This is a genomic window from Vibrio sp. PID23_8 (genome assembly GCF_003584965.1).
Classification (GTDB): Bacteria; Pseudomonadota; Gammaproteobacteria; order Enterobacterales; family Vibrionaceae; genus Vibrio.
In genome coordinates this window covers 493,208-517,179 of sequence record NZ_LIXE01000001.1, presented here as the reverse complement: position 1 = coordinate 517,179, position 23,972 = coordinate 493,208, and the positions used below count along the sequence as shown (strand labels likewise).

The window sequence follows — 23,972 nt, the reverse complement described above, 5'->3', positions numbered from 1 at the left end:
TAATAACGCGCTATAAGTAGATTTATCACCGAGCTGGTATACACTTCGCGGGCATTATTTAAAATGCGGCCTTTTGCCGCTGCCTTGCCAACTTGGTTGTTGAGAATTGATATAGGAATACGACTTTGACTACTGAAAAGAAAACGATGAACATCTCTGAAATTCAAGAGCTACTTCCTCATCGCTACCCATTCTTATTGATCGACCGAGTGATTGATTTCCAAGAAGAGAAGTATCTTCACGCTATCAAAAATGTGTCGGTTAACGAACCTCAGTTCACAGGTCACTTTCCACAATTGCCAGTATTTCCAGGCGTTTTGATCCTGGAAGCGATGGCACAGGCTACAGGCCTACTTGCTTTTAAATCGTTTGGTGCGCCAACAGAAAACGAACTGTACTACTTCGCAAGCGTTGATGGAGCTAAGTTCCGTAAACCTGTAGTACCAGGTGACCAAATGATTATTGAAGTGGAATTTTTGAAAGAACGTCGCGGCATTGCTGCATTCAAAGGTGTAGCGAAAGTTGACGGTGAAGTAGTATGTTCAGCTGAGCTAAAATGTGCTCGTCGAGAGTTTTAATATGATTCATGAAACCGCTAAAATCCACCCAGCGGCGGTGGTAGAAGAAGGCGCGAAAATTGGCGCTAACGTGACCGTTGGTCCATTCACTTATATCACCTCAACGGTAGAGATCGGTGAAGGCACGGAAGTGATGTCGCATGTCGTGATCAAAGGTCATACCAAAATTGGTAAAGACAACCGCATTTTTCCACACGCTGTGATTGGTGAAGAAAACCAAGATAAAAAGTATGGTGGCGAAGAGACAACGGTGGTTATCGGTGATCGTAACGTGATTCGCGAAGCGGTTCAGGTTCACCGTGGGACGGTTCAAGACAAAGCAACCACAGTGATTGGCGACGACAACCTTCTGTGTGTAAACGCACACATCGCACACGATGTTATCGTTGGAAACCACACTCATATTGGCAACAATTCGATTCTTGGTGGCCACGTAACGGTCGAAGACCATGCAGGCGTGATGGCGCTTTCTGCGATTCACCCATTCTGTACCGTTGGTGCTTACGCCTATGTTGGCGGTTGTTCTGCGGTTGTTCAGGACGTTCCTGCTTATGTACTTGCACAAGGTAACCACGCGACACCATTTGGTTTGAACTTGGTTGGCTTAAAGCGCAATGGTTTTGAAAAACCAGAAATTCGCGCATTACAAAAAGCGTACAAAGAAATCTACCGTTCAGGTAAGACTCTAGAAGAAGTGAAACCTATCTTGGCTGAAATGGCGCAAGAGTGGCCAGCTGTGAAACGTTTCAGTGATATTCTGGAAGCGACGGAACGTGGCATCATTCGTTAATTGACGAGTGAATGAGTTATTTATAAAAGATCGCGCCTAGATTAGGCTGCGATCTTTTTGTGTTTTATGGATAAGGTGCTCCCTTATCCATAGTGCATAGGACACAATCGGAATGAACATGGAAAAACCATTACGTATTGGCATCATTGCCGGAGAACTATCAGGCGATACGCTTGGTGAAGGTTTTATCAAAGCGGTGAAAGAGCAGTACCCAAATGCGGAATTTGTTGGTATTGGCGGACCGAAAATGATCGCCCAAGGCTGTGAATCTCTTTTTGATATGGAAGAGCTCGCCGTCATGGGGTTGGTTGAGGTCTTAGGCCGTTTGCCAAGATTGCTAAAGGTTAAAGCTGAGTTGGTTAAGTACTTCACTCAAAATCCGCCAGATGTTTTTGTTGGTATTGATGCGCCGGATTTTAATTTACGTGTTGAGCTAGATTTGAAGAACGCGGGTATCAAAACCGTGCATTACGTTAGCCCTTCCGTTTGGGCTTGGCGTCAAAAGCGTATCTTTAAGATTGAAGCAGCGACCAACTTAGTATTGGCTTTTCTACCATTTGAAAAAGCGTTTTACGACAAATTCAATGTGCCTTGTGAGTTTATTGGCCACACGTTGGCAGATGCGATTCCATTGCAGTCAGAAAAAGCGCCCGCTCGTGAATTATTGGGCTTAGAGCAAGATAAAAAATGGCTGGCCGTGTTACCTGGCAGTCGTGGTAGTGAACTGAAAATGTTGTCTGAGCCATTTATCGAAACTTGTCGACGACTGCATCAGACATTTCCCGAACTGGGGTTTGTGGTTGCGCTTGTTAACCCAAAACGTCGTGAGCAGTTTGAGCAAGCCTGGAAAGTTCTCGCACCAGAGCTAGATTTCAGACTGGTGGATGATACGGCCCGTAACGTGATTACGGCTTCTGATGTCGTCATGTTGGCGTCAGGCACGGTTGCGCTAGAATGTATGTTGCTGAAGCGTCCGATGGTGGTTGGCTACCGTGTGAATGCTGTTACTGCTTTCCTCGCCAAACGTCTGCTAAAAACAAAATACGTATCGTTACCTAACATCTTGTCTGATAGCGAACTGGTAAAAGAGTATTTGCAAGAAGACTGCACACCAGAAAACTTATTCAACGAAGTGTCTCGTTTACTAGAGAGCGATAACCAAAGAATGTTGGATAAGTTCACCGAAATGCACCACTGGATCCAAAAAAATGCGGATCAACAAGCCGCAAATGCGGTATTAACACTGATAGAGAAATAGAGATTTACCATGGCTGTGAAGGCAAAAACCACAAAAGCGAAAGTTGAGCTCCCACCGTTTGAATACCCACAAGGTTACCAATTGGTCGCTGGTGTGGATGAAGTAGGGCGTGGCCCTCTGGTTGGTGATGTGGTTACCGCTGCGGTCATTTTGGACCCGAATAATCCAATTGAAGGATTGAACGATTCAAAAAAACTCAGTGAGAAAAAGCGCTTGGCTTTGCTTCCAGAAATCAAAGAGAAGGCATTAGCCTGGTCTGTTGGCCGTTGTTCACCTGAAGAGATTGATGAACTGAACATCCTACAAGCGACCATGGTGGCGATGCAGCGTGCGATTGCCGGTTTGAAAGTTCAGCCAGATTTGGCGCTTATCGATGGAAACCGCTGTCCTGCGCTGCCAATGGACGCTCAAGCAGTGGTGAAAGGCGACTTACGCGTGGCAGAAATCAGTGCGGCATCCATCATTGCTAAAGTCGTACGTGACCAAGAAATGGAAGAGCTGGATAAACAATACCCGCAATTTGGCTTTGCGAAGCACAAAGGTTACCCAACCAAAGCGCACTTTGAAGCCATCGAACAGCACGGTGTGATCAACGAACATCGCAAGAGCTTTAAGCCAGTAAAGAAAGCCCTGGGCATCGAAGAGTAGACCAAATTCGGGATTGGCGTATAACGAGGTTATAATCCACGTCCCCTTTAGGTTAGAATTCCATAAAAGATTTAGTTACACGGTACCTGCTAATGTCAGATCCCAAGTTCATTCACCTTCGTGTCCATAGTGATTACTCGATGGTGGATGGTATCAACAAAGTTCCACCGCTAGTTAAGAAAGTCGCCGAGCTCGGCATGCCAGCAATGGCACTGACCGATTTCACCAACTTATGTGGTTTGGTGAAATACTACGGCACAGCACACGGTTGCGGTGTGAAGCCGATCATTGGTGCAGATTTCAAAATGCAGTCCGATGAATTTGGTGAGGAGCTGACACAATTAACCGTACTCGCAGCAGACAACACGGGTTATAAGCACTTAACGCTGCTGATCTCGAAAGCGTACTTACGTGGTCATGTCCAACATCAACCTGTCATTGATAAAGCTTGGCTTGCTGAGCTATCAGAAGGGCTTATTGTCCTTTCTGGTGCAAAAAACGGTGAGATAGGTAAAGCATTACTTAAAGGCAACCGCAAGCTTGTCCAGGATTGTGTTGAGTTTTATCGACAACACTTCGCCGATCGCTTTTATCTGGAGTTGGTTCGTACTGGCCGTCCAGATGAAGAGACCTATTTGCACTTTGCTGTTGAACTGGCAGAGCAAGAAGACCTGCCAGTGGTAGCAACCAACGAAGTGGTGTTCATCAGCGAAGATCTGTTTGATGCGCACGAAATTCGCGTGGCGATCCATGATGGCTATACCTTAGAAGATCCACGTCGTCCAAAAAATTACAGCCCAGAGCAGTACTTACGCACTGAAGAAGAAATGTGTGAGCTGTTTGCGGACATTCCAGAAGCATTGGAAAACAGTGTTGAGATTGCCAAGCGTTGTAACGTCACCGTACGTTTAGGTGAATACTTCCTGCCAGCCTTCCCAACAGAAGGGATGAAAGAGACCGAATTTTTGGTCATGAAGTCACGCGAAGGTTTGGAAGAACGTTTAGAATTCCTATTCCCAGATGAGAAAGAGCGCTTAACGCGTCGTCCAGAATATGACGAGCGCTTACAAATCGAACTCGACGTAATCAACCAAATGGGCTTCCCGGGTTATTTCCTGATCGTAATGGAGTTCATTCAATGGTCAAAAGACAATGATATTCCAGTAGGTCCGGGGCGTGGTTCTGGTGCGGGCTCGTTAGTGGCATATGCCCTGAAAATCACCGATCTTGATCCGTTGGAATACGATCTGCTCTTCGAACGTTTTTTGAACCCAGAGCGTGTCTCCATGCCCGATTTCGACGTCGATTTCTGTATGGATAAACGTGATCAAGTTATAGACCACGTAGCCGAAATGTATGGCCGTGACGCGGTGTCGCAGATCATCACCTTTGGTACCATGGCAGCGAAAGCGGTTATCCGCGACGTAGGCCGTGTACTTGGTCACCCATTTGGTTTCGTTGACCGCATCTCGAAGTTGATCCCGCCTGATCCTGGCATGACGTTGGAGAAAGCGTTCAAAGCTGAACCGGCGTTACCTGAGTTGTATGACGCGGATGAAGAAGTCAAAGAGCTCATCGATAAGTGTCGTATTCTAGAAGGTTGTACCCGAAATGCCGGTAAGCATGCGGGTGGTGTGGTTATTTCACCAACGACCATTACGGATTTTGCACCGATCTATGCGGACTCGGAAGGTCACTTCCCAGTGACTCAATTTGATAAAAATGACGTTGAAACCGCTGGCTTGGTTAAGTTCGACTTCTTGGGTTTACGAACTCTAACCATCATCGATTGGGCGCTTGGTCTGATTAATCCGCGCCTAGAGCAAGAGGGTAAAGAGCCCGTTCGTATCGAGTCAATACCTCTTGCGGATCCAGCCTCTTTCCGTTTGTTACAGAACTCAGAAACCACCGCGGTATTCCAGCTGGAATCGCGTGGTATGAAAGAACTGATCAAACGTCTTCAGCCTGACTGTTTCGAAGACATCATCGCACTGGTAGCACTGTTCCGTCCAGGACCGCTGCAATCAGGCATGGTAGATAACTTTATCGACCGTAAACATGGCCGAGAAGCGATCTCTTACCCAGATGAAAAGTGGCAACACGAATCACTAAAAGAGATCCTCGATCCGACTTACGGCATCATTCTGTACCAAGAGCAGGTTATGCAGATCGCGCAGGTTCTGTCCGGTTACACCCTTGGTGGTGCGGATATGCTTCGCCGAGCAATGGGTAAGAAAAAGCCAGAAGAGATGGCTAAGCAGCGTGCGACTTTTGAAGACGGTGCGATAAAGAATGGCGTCGACGGCGAGTTGGCGATGAAAATCTTCGACTTGGTAGAAAAGTTTGCGGGTTACGGCTTTAACAAATCGCACTCGGCCGCTTATGCACTGGTTTCTTATCAGACGCTTTGGCTGAAGACCCACTATCCGGCAGAATTCATGGCGGCGGTAATGACGGCCGATATGGATAACACGGAAAAAGTCGTTGGCTTAGTAGACGAATGTTTGCGAATGAAGCTCACCGTTCTACCGCCAGATATTAACTCAGGGTTGTACCGTTTTAACGTGGATGAAAACGGCGCGATTGTTTACGGTATTGGCGCGATTAAAGGGGTGGGTGAAGGTCCGATTGATGCGATTTTAGCTGCTCGCAAAAAAGGCGGATACTTTAAAGATCTGTTCGATTTCTGTGCGCGTATTGATCTGAAGAAAGTTAATAAGCGTGTGATTGAAAAATTGATTTACGCGGGCGCACTGGATCGATTAGGCCCTCATCGCGCCGCACTCATGGCCTCTTTGGATGATGCCGTAAAAGCGGCGAGCCAACACCATCAAGCCGAAGCGTTTGGTCAGGCCGATATGTTTGGCGTGCTGACGGATGCACCAGAAGAAGTGGAGCATAAGTACACACAAGTGCCAGCTTGGCCTGAAAAAATATGGCTAGAGGGTGAGCGTGAAACGCTCGGTTTATATTTGACCGGGCACCCAATTAACGCCTATCTGAAGGAACTGAACAAATACACCAGTTGTCGACTTAAAGACGCAACGCCGACACGTCGTGATCAATCGGTGACCATTGCTGGTCTCGTGATTGCCGCGCGTGTGATGACCACAAAGCGCGGAACCCGCATCGGTATCATGACGTTGGATGATCGAAGTGGTCGAATGGAGGTGATGCTATTTTCAGATGCACTTGATAGGTATGCAGAACTTCTCGAAAAAGATAAAATTTTGGTCGTATCGGGACAGGTCAGCTTTGATGATTTCAACGGTGGGCTTAAAATGTCAGCGCGTGAAGTGATGGATCTCGGCAGTGCACGTGAAAAATACGCCCGTGGTTTGTCAGTATCAATTGATGCAAACCAAATCAATGACAAGTTCTTCGAGCAATTTAGTCGTATTTTAGAACCGCATAAAGCCGGAACTGTCCCTATCAATGTATACTACCAACGTGCCGACGCCAGAGCGCGGTTAACATTGGGCACAGAATGGCGCGTGACGCCAAGTGATACATTACTAGAAGATTTACAACAGTTACTTGGTAAAGGCCAGGTAGAACTCGAATTTAACTAAAAAATTCAGCGCGATACGTAAGACGCTGAGTCAAAAGGATTCATAGATGAGCCTAAACTTTCTTGAATTTGAAAAGCCAATCGCAGAGCTAGAAGCAAAAATCGAAGCGCTACGCGATGTTTCCCGCCACGGTGGGGATTCTGCGATTGACCTGGATAAAGAAATCGAACAGCTTGAGAAAAAGAGCCTAGAACTGAAGAAAAAAACATTCAGTAATTTAGGTGCATGGGAAACAGCTCAACTGGCTCGTCACCCTCTACGTCCATACACGCTTGATTACATTCAGCATGTATTTGAAGAATTTGACGAGCTTGCGGGTGATCGCGCATTCGCTGATGATAAAGCGATTGTTGGCGGTATTGCTCGTCTTGAAGGCCGCCCTGTGATGATCATCGGTCATCAGAAAGGCCGTGAAACCAAAGAGAAGGTAAAACGTAACTTCGGTATGCCAAAACCAGAAGGTTACCGTAAAGCACTACGTCTAATGGAAATGGCAGAACGCTTCAAGATGCCAATCATCACCTTTATCGATACGGCGGGGGCATACCCTGGCGTTGGTGCAGAAGAGCGTGGCCAATCTGAAGCCATCGCAAAAAACCTTAAAGTAATGTCTGGTCTTAAAGTGCCAGTGATCTGTAACGTGGTGGGAGAAGGTGGTTCTGGTGGTGCATTGGCCATCGGCGTCGGCGACTACGTGAACATGCTTCAGTACTCTACGTACTCAGTCATCTCTCCAGAAGGTTGTGCATCAATTCTATGGCGTGATTCAGATAAAGCACCACAAGCAGCGGAAGCGATGGGCTTAACTGCCCCTCGTCTAAAAGAGCTGGGCCTTATTGATGAAATCATCGATGAACCACTAGGCGGTGCGCACCGTGACCACGTTCAAATGGCAGCTAACATGAAAGCAAACCTGCTTCGACAGCTTGAAGATCTTGAGCAGCTTGATCAAGAAACACTACTTGAGCGTCGTTATCAGCGTCTAATGAACTACGGTTACTGCTGATATCTCGCAAGAGAACGGATAAAATAGAAAGGGTTGGGCAAACGTCCAGCCCTTTTTTGTACCTATCGGATCGCTTATGGAATCGCTTTACCCACATGTTGCTCATGTACTAGACGCACATTACCAGCCTAAAACTAAGATCGTCTTGGCCTTCAGTGGTGGGGTGGATTCGCGTTTATTACTTGAACTGCTCAGCCGCTATCAACGAGCTCGCTCAGTGACTTGCCACGCAGTGTATGTTCATCATGGCCTGAGTGCCAATGCCGATGACTGGGCAGAGAAATGCGTCTTGTGGGCGAAGCAAGCCGGTATATCATGCACCATTGAGCGTGTCAGTTTAGACATCCATAGTGGTGAGAGCATTGAACTGCTGGCTCGTGAAGCGCGCTATCACGCATTAGCCAAGCATGTTCAAGACGGTGACTTACTCCTGACAGGTCAGCATGCGGATGACCAAGTAGAGACTTTCCTGCTTGCTCTTAAACGTGGAAGTGGCCCAAAAGGGTTGTCCTCAATGGCAGAAAGCATGCCTTTTTCGGGGGGCATGTTAGTTCGTCCGATTCTTTCAGTTCGTCGTGAGCAAATTGAACGTATCGCGCATCGCCTTGGTCTTGAATGGGTTGAGGACGAGAGCAACCAAGATACGCGCTATGATCGAAACTTCTTACGCCATCGTATTGTTCCAGAACTCGCTGCTCGTTGGCCGAATATTCATCAAGCCGTTCAACGCAGTGCTAGCTTATGTGCCCAACAAGAAGCACTGCTTGATGAGTTGTTAGGCGCCACTTTTGAACAAACGCTACACCCTGATTTTAGCTTGAGGATTGGCGGCCTAACCTCACACAGTGATCTTGCTCGTGCGCATTTGATTCGTATGTGGTTAGCAAAATTAAACGTCAATATGCCCAGTCAGACACAATTGAGTTTGATTTGGAATGAAGTCGCGTTAGCTCAGCAAGATGCGAATCCAAAGCTAAAGTTGAAACAAGGTGAAGTGCGACGTTTTCAACATCGACTTTATTGGGTCACCGAAACGGTAGACGTGAGTGCGTGGCAAAGTTCGCTTCAATTGGACGTTGCGTTACCGCTTCCTGAGCGGTTGGGAGAATTAACGCTGACTACGACATCGAATCAAGCCAATATTGCCTTACCACCCTATCCAGAGCGTCTAAGAGTGACTTTTAATCCTGAGGGACTCACTGCGCACCCAACCACACGGGGTCACAGTCGCAAGCTGAAAAAGCTGTTTCAGGAATACAACGTGCCAAGTTGGCTTCGTCGGAAAATGCCGATCTTGATGTATCAAGATCAAGTGGTGGCTGTGGCGGATTTGTTCGTTGATCAAGCCTTTGGCGGTCAGGATTGTGAGCTAGTGTGGCGCAAGTTATTGTAACTTATGACACAATGCTGGCTATAAATACAACAAATTCAGGTGAAGTAATGAAGAAAGTGATCATGGTCGCAGTGGTAGCGTTAACGATGATGAGTGGTCAAGCATTGGCATCCGGTGATGCAGCAGCTGGGCAAGCGAAAGCTGCGGTATGTGCCGCTTGTCATGGCCCAGACGGTATTGCCGTGATTCCGGGTTACCCAAATATAAAAGGTCAGAATGAGCAATATATCGTGAGCTCAATTAAGTCTTATAAAGATGGTCAACGCACGGGTGGCTTAGCGGCAGTTATGCAGGCACAAGCATCATTACTGTCTGACGCGGATATCGCCAACTTAGCGGCTTACTATTCAAGCCTTAAGTAATCGCAACACATTATAGAGACAAGGGCAGGGCAATGCTCTGGCTTTTTCAGTATTTTTACCTCGGAATTATGACAGGCATTGAATGTTGTGAGATGCTAACCGATAATATGCGCAAACGATTGAAGCTTAAGGGATGAACATGAAAAAGATTGAAGCGATTATTAAGCCATTCAAATTGGATGATGTCCGAGAAGCATTGGCTGAAGTAGGCATTACAGGGATGACTGTCTCTGAAGTCAAAGGCTTTGGTCGTCAGAAAGGTCACACAGAGCTGTACCGCGGTGCAGAATACATGGTGGATTTCCTTCCTAAAGTGAAGCTAGAAATCGTTGTGACTGAAGACGTAGCAGATAAGTGCGTAGACACCATCATCGAAACGGCACAAACTGGTAAGATCGGTGATGGTAAGATCTTCGTAACAGACATTGAGCGTGTGGTTCGTATCCGTACGGGTGAAGAAGACGAAGACGCGATCTAATCTCTATTCAGATAGATATTCGATTTCACTACGATATGTGATGAATATTTGATTAAGCTAAAAGGGAGCCTATGTATGGCTCCTTTTTCATTGGTTATCCCAAGCTCAGATTATTAATTGTTTAGGTTGGATTATGTTTAAGCGCTTTTTTCTTTCTCTCGCTTTTCTTAGTTTGGCGGCTGTGACTGCTTTTCATTTGGTGTTCATTGTGCCAGAGCACCCACAAATCATTACTCAGACAGGCACGAAGATTATTCAAGAGATTCGCTGCATGGAGTTTGACGCGCCACAAGTGTTGGACAAGCACGGTGAACTGAATGTACTGGTGTGGAATATTTACAAGCAAAACAAAGAGAATTGGCAACAAGTGTTGAACTCACTCTCCGCTAATAAGCAGTTATTGTTACTGCAAGAAGCCAGCTTAACCGATGAGTTTAAAACTTGGCTGATAGAAGGGCATTGGGTCAGCAATCAAGTGAGTGCATTTAAGGCGTTAGGTAATGGCGCTGGCGTAATCACTATCGCCCAGGACGAACCTATTCGAGCCTGCGCTTACACTTCAAAAGAGCCGTGGCTACGATTGCCTAAGTCCGCGTTGTATAGTAAGTATCTGTTGAGTAATGGTCAAACCTTAGCGGTGATCAACATTCACGCTATTAACTTCACGGTGGGGACAGAAGAGTACACGTCTCAACTTACAACGCTTGAAAAGGTGCTTAAAGAGCACAAAGGTCCGGTTTTGTTTGCGGGAGACTTTAACAGCTGGAGTGGGGAGCGTATTGCTGCGATGAAGAAAGTCCTACACAAAGCTAACTTGCAAGAAGTCCAGTTTAGCCCGGATAACCGAACCCAGTTCATTAATGGCTTACCGCTTGATCATATTTTTTATCGAGGGCTGATGTTCAAAAATGCGAAAGCGCCGCAGAGCGACGCTTCCGATCATAACCCATTATTGGTATCGTTTACGCTTAACGACTAGTCATTGTATTTCAAACGCTTAAGCAATAACGATGTACAATGCCCAAATCACGTAGAACGCCATCCATGGCAGGCTAGCAATAACAAGAGCCTGTCCGCGTTCGAACTCAGTCCAAGTCAGTACGATACCGTAGCCCAATACTATGTACCAAGGCAGAAGCAGTGGTAGTGAGCTAGCAAAGTGAGACCATTCGCTGGTTAGCGGTAGCTTTAGTAGACCATTTAAGCTGTTTAAATCGGCAGCGTATGTCATCACCTGACCGTGTTTAAGCAGCAGACTCGCATAGCTTGCAATATCTCCCAAAACGGCAGGAAACAGAATTGCACACGATGCAGCAAACCATTTCCAGTAACCGTATTGTTGTTTACTTGCTTTCGTTGCTAAGAAGAACCAAAGCGCCAGCAGTAGCAATGTCGCAAAGCGGTTAAATACATCATTAATGATCGCCGTGGCCATCAAGGTGTTTGGTTCCAACAGCTCAATCTGCTTTGGATCGATCTGTTGGAACTGAGCGGTGAGCTGCTCACTCAACCAAGTAAAATCGACATTCGAGAAATAGGCCCCCCAAAATAGAAATGGACTGATCACCAACACGATGAAAGGTTGCCATCCCCAGCCTCCACGCTGATACAGCGCTAAGAAGCAAGATGTTGGAGAACGGAAAATATCCAACAACATTACAAGAGGGTTACTCGATGGGTTCATACACTTACCTTGGTTACGTCAACATACAACTTAAGCTTCTGACCTGGTTTCAGGTACTGCTGCTTTTGAAGAGAATTCCATTTCACGATGTCGTTGCTCTTCACCTTAAACTTGCTCGCAATGCCGCTGATGGTGTCGCCAGAACGCACATTGTAGAACACAGTGCGAATGACTGCGCCTTTGTCGGAGTTCTTCCAGATCACCACTTTTTGGCCAACGCGTAAGGTGTCTTTTGGCCCCATGCCGTTCCATTTCGCCAGAGACTGATGAGAAACTTTGTTCTCTTTTGCAATGGACCACAAGCTCTCACCAGATTGAACAACGTGAGTCAGCTTAAATTGACCACGAGCTTGAGATTGCGTTTTGTTTAAGCGATTCTCGGCACTTAACGCATACTTAGAGTCGTCTTTGGTTGAGGTTGGGATCAGCAGGTACTGACCAATGCGGATATTATTGTTCGATAGGCCGTTTGCACGACGAATCACTTTGGTTGTTGTACCGTATTTGTTGGCTAGCATGCTCAGAGAGTCACCTGACTTCACTTTGTAGCGCGCCACTTTTACACCCTTACCACGATTTTTATTCACTTGAGCAAGGAATTGATCCTTTTTCTCTACTGGAATGAGAAGCTGGTGTGGACCATCCGGTGCGGTAGACCATTGGTTGTAAGCTGGGTTGTAACTTTGCAGTTCTTTAACCCCAATACCGGCATAATCTGCGGCAATAGCCAGATCGAGCTGTTCTTTTGGATCAATAAGCGTGAGCACTGGCTTGTTAGGAATCGCAGGAATATCGATACCATATTTCTCTTGGTTCGCGACAATGTCCGCTAAGGCAAGGAGTTTAGGTACGTAGCTACTGGTTTCTTTTGGTAGATCCAAAGAGAAGAAATCGGTTGGCTTACCTAGTTTCTTGTTTTTACGAATCGCACTGGATACACGACCGCCGCCACTATTGTAGGCTGCAATGGCGTGCTGCCAGTTGCCATCAAAACGCTTACTTTGCTGTTCTAGGTAGCTAAGAGCAGCATCAGTAGACGCGGAAACATCACGGCGGCCGTCGTACCAATAGTTTTGCTCAAGCCCCATCATTTTGCCGGTACCAGGAACGAATTGCCACAGGCCTGCGGCACTACCGTGCGAGTAGGCAAAGGCATCAAATGAGCTTTCTACGACCGGTAAAAGCGCCAGTTCCATGGGTAGACCACGTTCTTCGATTCGTTTGGTAATCATGTACAAAAACGGCTCTGCGCGTTTAGATACAGTGCGAAGGTGGCTTGGGTGCTTTAAATACCAAGTGCGGTAATACGCAACTTTTTTGTTGTCTGGGATGTCCATGTCCAATTGCATAGCGATACGTTGCCATACATCCTCTTGATCCTGAGGAGCAATCACTTTTGGCGTCGGTTTTGCCGTTTCCTTCGCGACAGGTTGCTTTTTAGAGGAATCAGCCTGAGCTTTGTCTTGTTTTACAATTTGCTCAGGGTTATTGGTTTCTTGGGTTGGAGAGTTGGTCGAATCTGGTTGAGCTAATTGACAGCCAGATAGCAGTAACGTCAACGCCAAAGTGTACTTTAAACGCATGGATTAAACCTATTGAGGACCTATTATCGACACTTACCCATTGTTAAGCGAGGTAGCCGTCAGATATTAGGCATCTTCTAACACTAAAGGACGAGGGCAATGCCTCAATTATGCGCTTGGGTATAATGCAATCAGGTTTACATTACCCCAAACACAATAGAAGCGCCGGAGGCGCTTCTATAAAAAATTAAGCTGAAGATAATACTTGTGTCCGATAAAGTTACAAGTAAAAAATGGTTAAAATTCGTTCTTCCATTCACGCAGAGCCGCAAAAACCGAGCATGGATCGCTATTTTCGATGCGGTTCGCGACCGATTTTACTATTTCTGGCTGAGTGGTACGTAGGAATGGGTTAATCCATTTCTCTTTGCGTAGTGTGGTTGGAATCGTTGGAATGTTCTGTGCGCGCAGACGGTTCACATCATCGCGATATTGGCGTAAGTGGTCATTGTCGGGCTCTACAGCAAGGGCAAAGGCGACGTTGCTCGCGGTATATTCATGTGCACAGAAAACTTCGGTCTCTTCTGGTAGTGCCGCAATTTTACTCAGGGATTCGAACATTTGCTCGTGCGTTCCTTCAAACACACGACCACACCCTGCAGAGAACAGCACATCACCACAGAACAGCTTACCGTCACCCACATAGCCAATGTGACCTAACGTGTGACCAGGCAGCCCTAGCACCATAAAGATTTCACCGAATAGCTCAAGCTTATCGCCTTCTTCCATCGCATTGGTTAAGGTTGGGATTGGCTCTGCCTTTGGTCCTACAACCGAAACGTGAGGAAACGCACGAACCAAATCTGGAACGCCGCCGATGTGATCGTTGTGGTGGTGTGTAATTAGGATTGCTTCTAAAGTTAACTCGTTAGCCTGTAGATATGCCAATACTGGTTTTGCATCGCCTGGGTCGACCACGGCACAACGTTTCTGGCTATTTTGTATCAGCCAGATGTAATTATCATTAAATGCAGGTATGCTTTTGATCTGTAACACGATTCGTTCTCCGTCACCCTATTAGCAGGTGGTAAATGAAACCAGCACTCAGCAACAAAACTATCCAGCACCCATCGACTTGGTCAGACATGAACAATGGCCCTTGGGTATATGAGTCAATCCAAACCCGACTTGACGAATGGTGCCCGAAATTGTTCGGCTACCACATGTTAAAATTGGGCGGGTTGAGCTGCGAGTTAACCAGTTGTAATTGTAACATTCAACACCAAGTTAACGTAGATATCCAGAACCCGTTGCATAATGTCATCGCAGATGGTTACGAATTACCCTTTTTAGAGAAAAGCTTTGATGTTGTCCTGCTAGCTCATCAGCTTGACTATGCAAGTGACCCCCACCGACTGTTGCGAGAAGTGGATCGCGTGATGATGGATGACGGTTACCTTATTATTACCGGATTCAATCCGTTCAGCTTTACGGGCGTTGCGAGCTTATTACCTTGGCGTAAAAATAACTTGCCATGGAGTAGTCGTATGTTCACCTCTAGCCGCATTAAGGATTGGTTGGGCGTGCTGAACTATCAGGTGATCCATTGCGATCGCTATGCATTGTTTCCAATGATGCGTTATAAAACGTTATGGACGTGGTTAGAAAACAGTTTGGGAGATTGGGCTTCATCAGCAGGAAGCTTGTATTACATCGTTGCTCGTAAGCGAACTTACCCTCTTCAACCTATCAAGCCACATTGGCGTATGAAAAGAAAACTTGCGCCATTGGGAGTCATGAATCGAGAGGGTAATACGGTTAGGAAAGTATCTAACGAGAAATTTAGGTCAGCAGTCTAAGATGGCTGATAACCGGTGTCTTCTTCGGTTGGATTTTCAGCGGCTGTACGTGCAAGTTCATCACAGATTTCATTTTCTCGATGACCTGCATGGCCTTTTACCCAGCGCCAATCGACGTGATGGCGAGCGGTTTCTTTGTCTAGCGCTTGCCACAAGTCGGCATTCTTTACCGGTTTTTTATCTGCGGTTTTCCAACCACGTTTCTTCCAGTTGTGAATCCACTGCGTAATGCCTTGGCGCACATATTGGCTATCGGTGGTTAATGTAACTTGGCAAGGCTCTTTAAGCGTTTGGAGTGCGACCACTGCGGCCAACATTTCCATGCGGTTATTGGTGGTCAGGGTGTAACCTTTAGCGAGGGTCTTTTCCGTTTGCTTGTAACGTAAAACGATGCCGTATCCACCTGGGCCAGGATTTCCTAAACAAGATCCGTCTGTGAAAATCTCAACGTGTTTGGTCATATTTTTGGTACTATTAGCCGAATCATTTAATAAAGCATAGTCTGACACACATAACCTTATGAATACCAGCAGCAATTCTGAACATAATCGTATTGTCGTTCTCGATACCGAAACCACGGGTATGAATTTAGAAGGTGGTCCACACTACATGGGCCATCGCATCGTTGAAATCGGTGCCGTGGAGATCATCAACCGTAAGCTGACTGGTCGTCACTTCCATGTCTACCTCAAGCCGGATCGTGAAATTCAGCCAGAAGCAATAGGCGTTCACGGTATTACCGACGAGTTTTTGGTCGACAAGCCCGACTATGCAAGCGTTCACCAAGAGTTCTTAGACTTCATTAAAGGTGCCGAACTGGTTGCCCACAACGCGCCCTTCGATACCGGTTTTATGGATTACGAGTTTGAAATGCTCGATCCAAATATCGGTAAAACGGATGATTATTGTAAGGTGACCGATACCCTTGCCATGGCGAAGAAAATCTTCCCGGGCAAGCGAAACAACCTCGATGTATTGTGTGAACGTTATGGCATTGATAACTCACACCGTACTCTCCACGGGGCATTGCTCGATGCGGAGATTCTAGCCGACGTTTACCTCCTAATGACGGGTGGTCAAACGAGTCTAGAATTCAATGCCAACAAAAAAGAGGGTGAAGCAGAAGGCATTCGTCGCGTAGAAGGAAGAAAAGGGCTAAAGGTTTTGCGTGCAAGTGCCGATGAACTAGATGCACACCAGAAAAGATTAGAGCTGGTGGATAACTGTATCTGGCACTTATAGGAGAAGCTATGTTGAGGGCTTTGTCGATCGCTGTTTTAGCGATCTGGAGTTGTTTTGCGTTTGCTGCGAGCGAGTCCGCCATGTCTTTGTTAGATAACCGCTTTCGAGTTGACCCAAGCATCGAGCAAATCACCTTTTTGGTTTATCGTGAACAAAGCTCTCAGCCAGTTGTATTAGTACGCCCGGATGGTAAAAAGTATTATGCATGGGGTACTTACGATAACGTACGCTGGTATCAGGAGTCCTCTTTAGACATTATTTCTATAGACAGCCCAATGCCAGGTCCATGGCAAGCGGTGGGCAAAGTGACCCCGAAAAATAACATTCGCTTGATTTCACACCTTAAGCTCAGCACGGATGTATTCCCAACCCGTCTTTATAAAAGCGAAGCGCTGAAGTTCACCTCACGTTTAACCTCCGATGGTATGCCGCTGGTACTGCGTGATTTTTTGGATCGCGTTAACCTGCGTGTGACCTTTACCAAATTTGTTGAGAACGAAGATCAACTGATTAAGGAAGCGCGACCAATCCCGATGGTGATTGGTGAGTTCTCCGATGATGGCCGAGGTTTGGATGAAAGAGCCGGCGATGGCGTATTTACGGTTCAGTTACCCATTGATGCAGAGCCGGGCAAATACCGCGCGCGTATCACTTCCGGCAACGGAGTATTTCTACGAGCGCAAGAGCAAGTCGTTCTGGTGTATCCAACGCCAGTTACACGTACTTTTATTCAATCACGCCACCCAGACCAACCTCATCAGCTGGTGGTCAGCGGTGAGCAGGGGATGATCACTCCCGGCTCAATTGCCGTTAACATTGAGCAAGAAGCACCGGATGGTTTCATCAGTTACAGCCAAGGTCAAGTGTCGGCTGACGGCACGAAAACCACGCTTAAAATGGATAACGACCCGGAATTAGGTAAATACGCCTGGAAAGGGGAAATCTTTGCCACCGATTTAGCCACCAAACGTTCACTGGTCTTCCCAATTGAGGAGCAAGGTTTTAGTGTTGTGGATGAAATTAACCTAGAAGTTGCTCGTAAAGCCAAAGAAGCCGAACTGGCAGAACAGCACCGTATTGAGATGGAGAAACGTATCCTCGCCGAGCGCGAAGCGGAACGTAAGCGCAGCATGATCATCATTGCGGTTGGTAACGTCATCGTTTTGATACTGGTGGTATTGCTGTGGGTAGTATGGTCTAAGCTGCGAGCAAGGCGTGAATCCATCCCAGAGATGCAATTGGAAGTCCCGAAGAAATAATATTGAAGATTTAGACTGAAAAGCGGAGCTGATGAGCTCCGCTTTTTTGCTTGATATCCAAATCAACTTAGGGAGTGTTTTTCGTACTAAACACCCTAGATAACATCTCTATTTCATCTTGGTTTAATATTGGATGAATGTTATTGTTAGATTTGTTAATTCTTTGTAATTCTTCATTTAAAGCCAGTTTTTGCGTCTTACTTAGCCGAGAAATCTCTTTAAGTAAGAGCTTAAAGTTTTCTTCTGTCATACGATTACGATTTGTAATAACAGGACCATCAGGTAGTGGTCTGTTGTTTTTTTGGTTACACAGCAATCAATTAGCCAACTGAGTTGCTTTTATTAGGGAACCGAGAAGATAAGTCACCAGCAACTTCTAAATGTAGATTAATTGTTATTGATGCGTAATAGAAGATATATTGCTCCCATTTCACAGTGCAACTGAGTGTAAACATGAGTGATTCTGTGAATTTGTTGTTGGAGTGAGATGGTTATAAATAATTGGGGGATACTTTTGAGCCCCCCTGTGCGTACAGAAGTTTGATAACTGGAAGTGAGTCGTCATTCTAGCGAGCTCCAGCGAGACTAAGAATCTGCCATCAACGTACTGGGATGTTTGAGGCTTCATTCAATAGAGCCGCTTGAGAATAAACTCTAAATCACGAAAGCAATCACTCCACTATTCATGCCATTATCTATGTTAAACTCACGCCATCAGCTATATGAATGACTTCTCATTTGTTTACCTGAGGGCAGCAATTGGGCTGCTGTTTATTATTAAAGGCATAAAAATGAGCAAATTAAGTTCAGCTGAACGTAAAGCACGTGACAACGAACGTTTCTCGCAACGCGTGAGTGAACGTCGTGAAAAAGGTGAAGATGTCGTCGCGTACGCATTGGCGAATAAAAAAGCGGTGAAGTTCTTGAGCAAGTCAGAAAAGAAAGTACTGAACGAACGTAAAGCGACGCTTCAAGAAGAACTTAAGCTGAAAGAGCAGGAAGAACTGCGCAGAATTGAACAGTCGTTTATTGTTGAAGAAGATAACAAAGAATAAACGCTTCTCTAGCTAAGACCATGCTCTGTTTTGCTGAGATTCAATACAAAACGGGAGCCTCTGCTCCCGTTTTACGTTCCTATTGATCGTTTAGGCCATTAACCACTTAAGCGACGTGCTCCATCTGTGGGTAAAGCGGCTTTGCGGCCAAGACCTCTGGCTCAAAGTCGTCTACGTTGATGGTGTCAAGGCGATGCTGCTCTGCTTCTCTCAGTAGATCCGCTTCTTCTTGCGTGATCAAACTTTGGTCAAGACCTTCTTGAGCAATCATATCCAAACGTAGGAATGGACGACGTTTGCCTTGTGCTTTACATACCTTGTCGAACACAGGTTCAGCTTGAAGAATCACAGATAGCGCAAGCTCAATCTTACCCGCAGCGTTGTGCTCTGTTGGTTCTAGGTACTGACCTCGACCAATGCGTGAACGTGTTGCACTTGGCGTTTGTAAAATACGTGCTACTTTGCTGTCTAGCTTATCGTTTGGTGCTTTACGAACGCGACCAAATGGCATGATCAACACGCGCAGTGCTCGGCCAATCACCTTGTTCGGGAAGTTCGCCAGGAACTCATCAATCGCTACTTCTGTCTGCTTCAAGCTGTCTTGCAAGCCCCAATGCACCAGTGGCAAATCTTCGACAGGACGACCATCTTGTTCGAAGCGTTTTAGCGTTGCAGAGCTTAGGTATACCTGGCTAAGAATATCACCAAGACGTGCAGACAGACGCTCTTTACGCTTCAATGAACCGCCTAGGACAGCCATAGAGATATCGGATAGCAAGGCAAGGTTGGCGCTGTAGCGGTTCAATTGTTGGTAGTAACGTTTAGTTGCATCCTTGGTTGGTGATGAAGAGCCCAGACCGTCACTTAGGCCGAACCAGATGCTTCGTACTAGGTTACTCATGGTAAAGCTCACGTGACCCGCTAGCGCTTTATCGAATTTCTCAACGGCATCGCCTGCGTCTGAGTACGCTGCGTTCATTTCTTCTAGAACATAAGGATGGCAACGGATCGCACCTTGGCCATAAATAATCATTGAACGAGTCAGGATGTTAGCACCTTCTACCGTTACCGCAATCGGGGCACCTTGGTAGCCACGCGCTAGGAAGTTAGAAGGACCCATGCAAACCCCTTTACCACCGACAATATCCATCGCATCGATGATGCTTTGCTGACCACGGTGTGTACAGTGGTACTTCACGATAGCCGAGATAACCGATGGTTTCTCACCTAGGTCGATACCTGCCACGGTGAGGTTACTCGCAGCGTCCATCACGTAGGCGTTACCACCAAGACGTGCTAATGGCTCTTCAACGCCTTCCATGTGGCCGATAGGCTGTTTGAACTGACGACGAATACGCGAGTAAGCACCCGTTGCCAATGCTGCCGTTTTGATGCCGCCAGTTGAGTTAGAAGGCAGCGTAATACCACGACCGACTGATAGACACTCAACCAGCATACGCCAGCCTTGGCCTGCCATTTTCTCGCCACCGATGATGAAGTCCATCGGTACAAAGATGTCTTTACCGCGTGTTGGACCATTTTGGAATGGCACGTTAAGCGGGAAGTGACGGTTACCTATCTCAACGCCTTTTAGATCCGTTGGGATAAGCGCACAAGTGATACCGAGATCTTCCTGGTCACCTAATAGACCATCTGGGTCACGCAGTTTAAACGCCAGACCAAGTACGGTTGCGACTGGCGCAAGCGTAATGTAGCGCTTGTTCCAAGTTAGGCGCATGCCCAATACTTCTTCGCCTTCCCATTCGCCTTTACATACCACACCGAAATCTGGAATTGCGCCCGCATCGGAGCCAGCCTCTGGGCTGGTTAGGGCGAAACATGGGATCTCTTTACCTTCGGCGAGGCGAGGTAGGTAGTGATTCTTTTGCTCTTCTGTACCGTAGTGTTGCAGTAGCTCACCAGGGCCTAATGAGTTGGGAACACCAACCGTTGATGACAGAACGCCAGACACACCGGTTAGTTTTTGCAGGACCAAAGATTGCGCATACGCTGAGAATTCTAGGCCACCGTATTTCTTCTTGATGATCATGGCGAAGAATTTGTTGTCTTTCAGGTATTGCCATACTTCTGGTGGCAAATCAGCCAGTTCATGCGTTACTTGGAAGTCACTCACCATGGCACAAACTTCGTTGACGGGACCGTCTAGGAAGGCTTGCTCTTCTTTGCTTAGTTTAGGCGCCTTGATGGCGTGAAGTTTATGCCAATCCGGTTTGCCTTTGAACAGTTCTGCTTCCCACCAGACCGTACCGGCATCTAATGCTTCTTTTTCGGTTTGAGACATGGCAGGCAGCACTTTCTTAAATAGTGCTAGTGCTTTGCGGCTAATAAGGGATTGGCGAATGCCTGAAACGGTGAACACGGCAATCGCAGACACGTAAACTGCCCAGCCTATGAGGCCTACAGAGCCCGCGATGGTCAGCGCTAACATGACGGCAGTAAGCAGGCTAACGGATTTTACGAGCGACATTCTATGGTAAAGCGTAATGCCTAACACAATTGTCAGCGCTACGATTGAGAGCAAGATATCCATATGTTTATTTCCTTTTCAGACTTTATTAATGTTGTACGTCCGCATCCTGGAAAGAGGTCTAACCAGTTCTTGTAAGTGTAATCAAAATATTAAAGAAATGTAAAACACGATATTGGGTAAAAAGTGATCTAGGTAGAGCTAAAATTCTAAAGTTGAGATTTGAATGGTGATTTCGTAAGCAGGTTGGCAAGTTTATTACCATGATGAATCCAAATCTGCCGGTTCGCTATCGACACTAATTCTCGTTTGTGGGTAAACTCTGACTAATGAAATGTTCGGTGCGAGGTTCGCATCAGTTCAAATGCCGAGTGGGAATGCCTTTTCACCACTGAGGCCGAAATAATAAAGAGAACGTCCTATGTACCAAGATCTGATTAGAAGTGAATTAAACGAAGCTGCTGAAGTCCTGAATAAGTTTTTAAGTGATGATCACAACATCGCACAAATCGAAGCAGCAGCGAAAATGATTGCGGACTCATTTAAGCAAGATGGTAAAGTATTGTCATGCGGTAACGGTGGCTCACACTGTGACTCGATGCACTTCGCTGAAGAGCTAACAGGTCGTTACCGTGAGAACCGCCCAGGTTACGCGGGGATCGCGATTTCAGATCCAAGCCACCTTTCTTGTGTGAGTAATGACTTCGGTTATGATTTCGTATTCTCCCGTTACGTAGAAGCGGTTGGCCGCAAAGGCGATGTGCTATTTGGTCTATCGACGTCTGGCAACTCAGGCAACATCCTAAAAGCGATTGAAGCTGCACAAGCGAAAGGCATGAAGACCATCGCACTAACAGGCAAAGATGGCGGTAAGATGGCTGGTCTTGCAGACATCGAAATTCGCGTACCACACTTTGGATACGCAGACCGTATTCAAGAAGTACACATCAAAATCATTCACATCATCATTCAGTTGATTGAAAAAGAGATGGAATAAAAAGGATGCTAACGTCGAAGGTGCGGTGTTGGCGTGTTTTAAGGTAAGGAGCTCGTTTAACCATGTGTGAATTGCTCGGCATGAGCGCAAATGTTCCAACCGATATTTGTTTCAGTTTTACAGGATTGATGCAGCGCGGTGGCCGTACAGGGCCGCATCGTGATGGTTGGGGGATCACTTTCTATGAGGGAAAGGGGTTTCGCACTTTCAAAGATCCAAACCCAAGTTGTGACTCTAAAATTGCTGAATTAGTGCAGAATTACCCGATCAAAAGTCGTGCGGTGATCAGTCACATCCGCCAAGCGAACCGAGGTGGGGTAAATTTAGAAAACACCCATCCGTTTACTCGAGAACTTTGGGGGCGTTATTGGACGTTTGCACACAATGGCCAACTTACGGATTACCACGAATTAGATTCTGGCCGGCACCGTCCTGTTGGGCAAACTGACAGTGAAATGGCGTTTTGCTGGCTATTAAAGCAAATGGAAGACAAGTTCCCTGAACCACCTCAGGATATGGAAGCGGTCTTTATCTATGTCGCAAAGTGCTGCGATAAGCTGAAAGAGAAGGGCGTGTTTAACATGCTGCTCAGCGACGGTGAGTTTGTGATGACTTACTGTACCAACCATTTGTATTGGATCACTCGTCGTGCACCATTTGGTAAAGCAGCCCTGTTGGATGAAGATGTAGAAATCAATTTCCAAGAAGAGACGACGCCAAATGATGTGGTTTCTGTGATTGCGACTCAGCCGCTAACTGGCAATGAGACATGGCATCGAATGAAGCCAGGTGAGTACGGTTTATTCCATGTTGGTGAATTGGTATTGAACAATGCTAAGGCACTAGAAGATGTGCCATTTGCTGCACCGAAGCCGGGCAACCAAGCGCCGACGGTGCCATTGGAGTAATGGCTTCTCAAACTGAATAACCGAATAAAGCTCACTTAATCGCGAGCTTTATTTTATCAGTGTTATATCTAGTGTTGAGCATAACGAATAAAAGGCAGTCCGAGGACTGCCTTTTATTCGTTTGGGATTCAGGCTTACTCTTCTGCGGCGTAGCCGTGTGTGCCGAGTTCGAAGCCATCAAGGTACGCTTTGCCATCTCTCATCGATAGTCTTTCATCGACTAACCACTTAGTGACCATTGGGTAGATGTTGTGCTCTTGAGTTTGCACGCGGGCAGCGAGGGCATCTGCATTATCATCTACAAACACTGGTACTTTTGCTTGCAGTATAACCGGGCCGCCATCGAGTTCTTCTGTCACAAAGTGAACACTGGTGCCGTGCTCTTTATCACCCGCATCAATCGCGCGCTGGTGGGTGTGTAAACCAGGATACTTTGGCAGAAGAGAAGGGTGGATGTTGATCATTTTACCCATATAGTGGGAAACAAACGCGCTGCTCAGAATGCGCATGTAACCTGCGAGAACAATCACGTCCGGTTGGTATTCATCGATTCGCTTCATCAGTTCAGCATCAAAGTCTTCACGTGAGTCGAATGCTTTTGGATCGATAAAGTGACCGTTCACATAAAACTGTTTCGCTCGTTCCAAACCATAAGCGTCAGCTTTGTTGGAGAACACCGCTGCGACTTGTGCATTTGGCCTACTGTCTTCGCAAGCTTCCAAGATGGCTTGAAGGTTACTGCCGTTACCCGAAATGAGGACCACAATGTTTTTCATGATGTTGAGACTGCCTTGGTATTGTAGGTTTGAAGCGCGTATCCGCTAAATTACCTACTATTAGAATGGTTTTCGATGTTCCAGATAGCAGAATGA

Annotated in this window: 22 protein-coding genes; 16 read left to right on the top strand and 6 right to left on the bottom strand. The window is 46.5% G+C overall.

Annotated elements, in window-relative coordinates:
* Positions 1 to 125: 125 nt before the first annotated feature.
* From fabZ to AK966_RS02340, 10 genes are all read left to right on the top strand, one after another.
* Positions 126 to 578 carry a 3-hydroxyacyl-ACP dehydratase FabZ gene (gene fabZ / locus AK966_RS02385; RefSeq protein WP_009707417.1) on the top strand — a complete coding sequence of 151 codons (453 nt, stop codon included), beginning with the start codon at positions 126 to 128 and terminating at the stop codon, positions 576 to 578.
* Between the two features lies 1 nt (position 579).
* Positions 580 to 1,368, top strand: a complete 789-nt coding sequence (lpxA, locus tag AK966_RS02380) for an acyl-ACP--UDP-N-acetylglucosamine O-acyltransferase (RefSeq protein ID WP_099079716.1) — start codon at positions 580 to 582, stop codon at positions 1,366 to 1,368.
* A gap of 118 nt (positions 1,369 to 1,486) precedes the next feature.
* Positions 1,487 to 2,626, top strand: a complete 1,140-nt coding sequence (gene lpxB / locus AK966_RS02375) for a lipid-A-disaccharide synthase (protein WP_119463463.1) — start codon at positions 1,487 to 1,489, stop codon at positions 2,624 to 2,626.
* A 9-nt stretch (positions 2,627 to 2,635) separates the two neighbouring features.
* Positions 2,636 to 3,274 carry a ribonuclease HII gene (rnhB, locus tag AK966_RS02370; protein ID WP_099079718.1) on the top strand — a complete coding sequence of 213 codons (639 nt, stop codon included), beginning with the start codon at positions 2,636 to 2,638 and terminating at the stop codon, positions 3,272 to 3,274.
* Positions 3,275 to 3,366: 92 nt separating this feature from the next.
* A complete protein-coding gene (gene dnaE, locus AK966_RS02365) occupies positions 3,367 to 6,846 on the top strand; it encodes a DNA polymerase III subunit alpha (protein ID WP_099079719.1) in 3,480 nt (1,159 codons plus the stop codon).
* A gap of 46 nt (positions 6,847 to 6,892) precedes the next feature.
* A complete protein-coding gene (gene accA / locus AK966_RS02360) occupies positions 6,893 to 7,852 on the top strand; it encodes an acetyl-CoA carboxylase carboxyl transferase subunit alpha (RefSeq protein WP_099079720.1) in 960 nt (319 codons plus the stop codon).
* Between the two features lie 76 nt (positions 7,853 to 7,928).
* Positions 7,929 to 9,245 (top strand): tRNA lysidine(34) synthetase TilS, encoded by a 1,317-nt coding sequence (gene tilS, locus AK966_RS02355; RefSeq protein WP_119463462.1) that lies wholly within the window; start codon positions 7,929 to 7,931, stop codon positions 9,243 to 9,245.
* A gap of 47 nt (positions 9,246 to 9,292) precedes the next feature.
* Entirely contained in the window at positions 9,293 to 9,607 is a 315-nt protein-coding gene (locus AK966_RS02350; protein ID WP_099079722.1) for a cytochrome c, read from the top strand.
* 139 nt (positions 9,608 to 9,746) lie between these two features.
* Positions 9,747 to 10,085, top strand: coding sequence for a nitrogen regulatory protein P-II (gene glnB / locus AK966_RS02345; RefSeq protein ID WP_172438132.1), 339 nt, complete (start codon positions 9,747 to 9,749; stop codon positions 10,083 to 10,085).
* 133 nt (positions 10,086 to 10,218) lie between these two features.
* The gene (locus AK966_RS02340; protein ID WP_119463461.1) at positions 10,219 to 11,064 is read left to right on the top strand and encodes an endonuclease/exonuclease/phosphatase family protein; all 846 of its coding nucleotides are present in this window, start codon (positions 10,219 to 10,221) and stop codon (positions 11,062 to 11,064) included.
* An 18-nt stretch (positions 11,065 to 11,082) separates the two neighbouring features.
* On the opposite strand, the gene AK966_RS02335 is transcribed toward AK966_RS02340, so the two are convergent.
* From AK966_RS02335 to gloB, 3 genes are all read right to left on the bottom strand, one after another.
* Complete coding sequence (locus AK966_RS02335) at positions 11,083 to 11,769, bottom strand: YIP1 family protein (RefSeq protein WP_099079725.1); 687 nt, start codon at positions 11,767 to 11,769, stop codon at positions 11,083 to 11,085.
* Positions 11,766 to 13,352, bottom strand: coding sequence for a LysM peptidoglycan-binding domain-containing protein (locus AK966_RS02330; RefSeq protein WP_119463460.1), 1,587 nt, complete (start codon positions 13,350 to 13,352; stop codon positions 11,766 to 11,768). The genes AK966_RS02335 and AK966_RS02330 overlap by 4 nt, the downstream gene beginning before the upstream one ends.
* A gap of 237 nt (positions 13,353 to 13,589) precedes the next feature.
* Positions 13,590 to 14,348: a hydroxyacylglutathione hydrolase gene (gene gloB, locus AK966_RS02325; protein ID WP_099079727.1), complete on the bottom strand. Its 759-nt coding sequence runs from the start codon at positions 14,346 to 14,348 to the stop codon at positions 13,590 to 13,592.
* Between the two features lie 35 nt (positions 14,349 to 14,383).
* Here gloB and AK966_RS02320 point away from each other — a divergent pair, with 35 nt between their 5' ends.
* Positions 14,384 to 15,151 (top strand): class I SAM-dependent methyltransferase, encoded by a 768-nt coding sequence (locus tag AK966_RS02320; RefSeq protein ID WP_119463459.1) that lies wholly within the window; start codon positions 14,384 to 14,386, stop codon positions 15,149 to 15,151.
* Here AK966_RS02320 and rnhA read toward each other — a convergent pair.
* Entirely contained in the window at positions 15,148 to 15,612 is a 465-nt protein-coding gene (gene rnhA / locus AK966_RS02315) for a ribonuclease HI (protein ID WP_099079729.1), read from the bottom strand. The two genes, AK966_RS02320 and rnhA, sit on opposite strands and share 4 nt — an antisense overlap.
* Before the next feature lie 58 nt (positions 15,613 to 15,670).
* Between rnhA and dnaQ the strand changes: the two genes are divergently transcribed.
* The 3 genes from dnaQ (at position 15,671) to AK966_RS02300 (ending at position 18,707) form a co-directional block, all read left to right on the top strand.
* Positions 15,671 to 16,393, top strand: a complete 723-nt coding sequence (gene dnaQ, locus AK966_RS02310; protein WP_099079730.1) for a DNA polymerase III subunit epsilon — start codon at positions 15,671 to 15,673, stop codon at positions 16,391 to 16,393.
* Between the two features lie 8 nt (positions 16,394 to 16,401).
* Positions 16,402 to 17,652 (top strand): TIGR03503 family protein, encoded by a 1,251-nt coding sequence (locus AK966_RS02305; RefSeq protein ID WP_099079731.1) that lies wholly within the window; start codon positions 16,402 to 16,404, stop codon positions 17,650 to 17,652.
* A 791-nt stretch (positions 17,653 to 18,443) separates the two neighbouring features.
* Entirely contained in the window at positions 18,444 to 18,707 is a 264-nt protein-coding gene (locus AK966_RS02300) for a DNA polymerase III subunit epsilon (protein WP_099079732.1), read from the top strand.
* Between the two features lie 106 nt (positions 18,708 to 18,813).
* Here the strand turns inward: AK966_RS02300 and fadE are convergent, their stop codons facing one another.
* Positions 18,814 to 21,258 carry an acyl-CoA dehydrogenase FadE gene (gene fadE, locus AK966_RS02295; RefSeq protein WP_099079733.1) on the bottom strand — a complete coding sequence of 815 codons (2,445 nt, stop codon included), beginning with the start codon at positions 21,256 to 21,258 and terminating at the stop codon, positions 18,814 to 18,816.
* 358 nt (positions 21,259 to 21,616) lie between these two features.
* Here fadE and lpcA point away from each other — a divergent pair, with 358 nt between their 5' ends.
* On the top strand, positions 21,617 to 22,192 hold the full coding sequence (gene lpcA / locus AK966_RS02290; RefSeq protein WP_005436835.1) for a D-sedoheptulose 7-phosphate isomerase: 576 nt from the start codon (positions 21,617 to 21,619) through the stop codon (positions 22,190 to 22,192).
* A gap of 62 nt (positions 22,193 to 22,254) precedes the next feature.
* On the top strand, positions 22,255 to 23,100 hold the full coding sequence (locus AK966_RS02285) for a class II glutamine amidotransferase (RefSeq protein ID WP_119463458.1): 846 nt from the start codon (positions 22,255 to 22,257) through the stop codon (positions 23,098 to 23,100).
* A gap of 134 nt (positions 23,101 to 23,234) precedes the next feature.
* Here AK966_RS02285 and purN read toward each other — a convergent pair whose 3' ends face one another.
* Positions 23,235 to 23,876 carry a phosphoribosylglycinamide formyltransferase gene (gene purN, locus AK966_RS02280; protein ID WP_119463457.1) on the bottom strand — a complete coding sequence of 214 codons (642 nt, stop codon included), beginning with the start codon at positions 23,874 to 23,876 and terminating at the stop codon, positions 23,235 to 23,237.
* Positions 23,877 to 23,972: the final 96 nt, after the last annotated feature.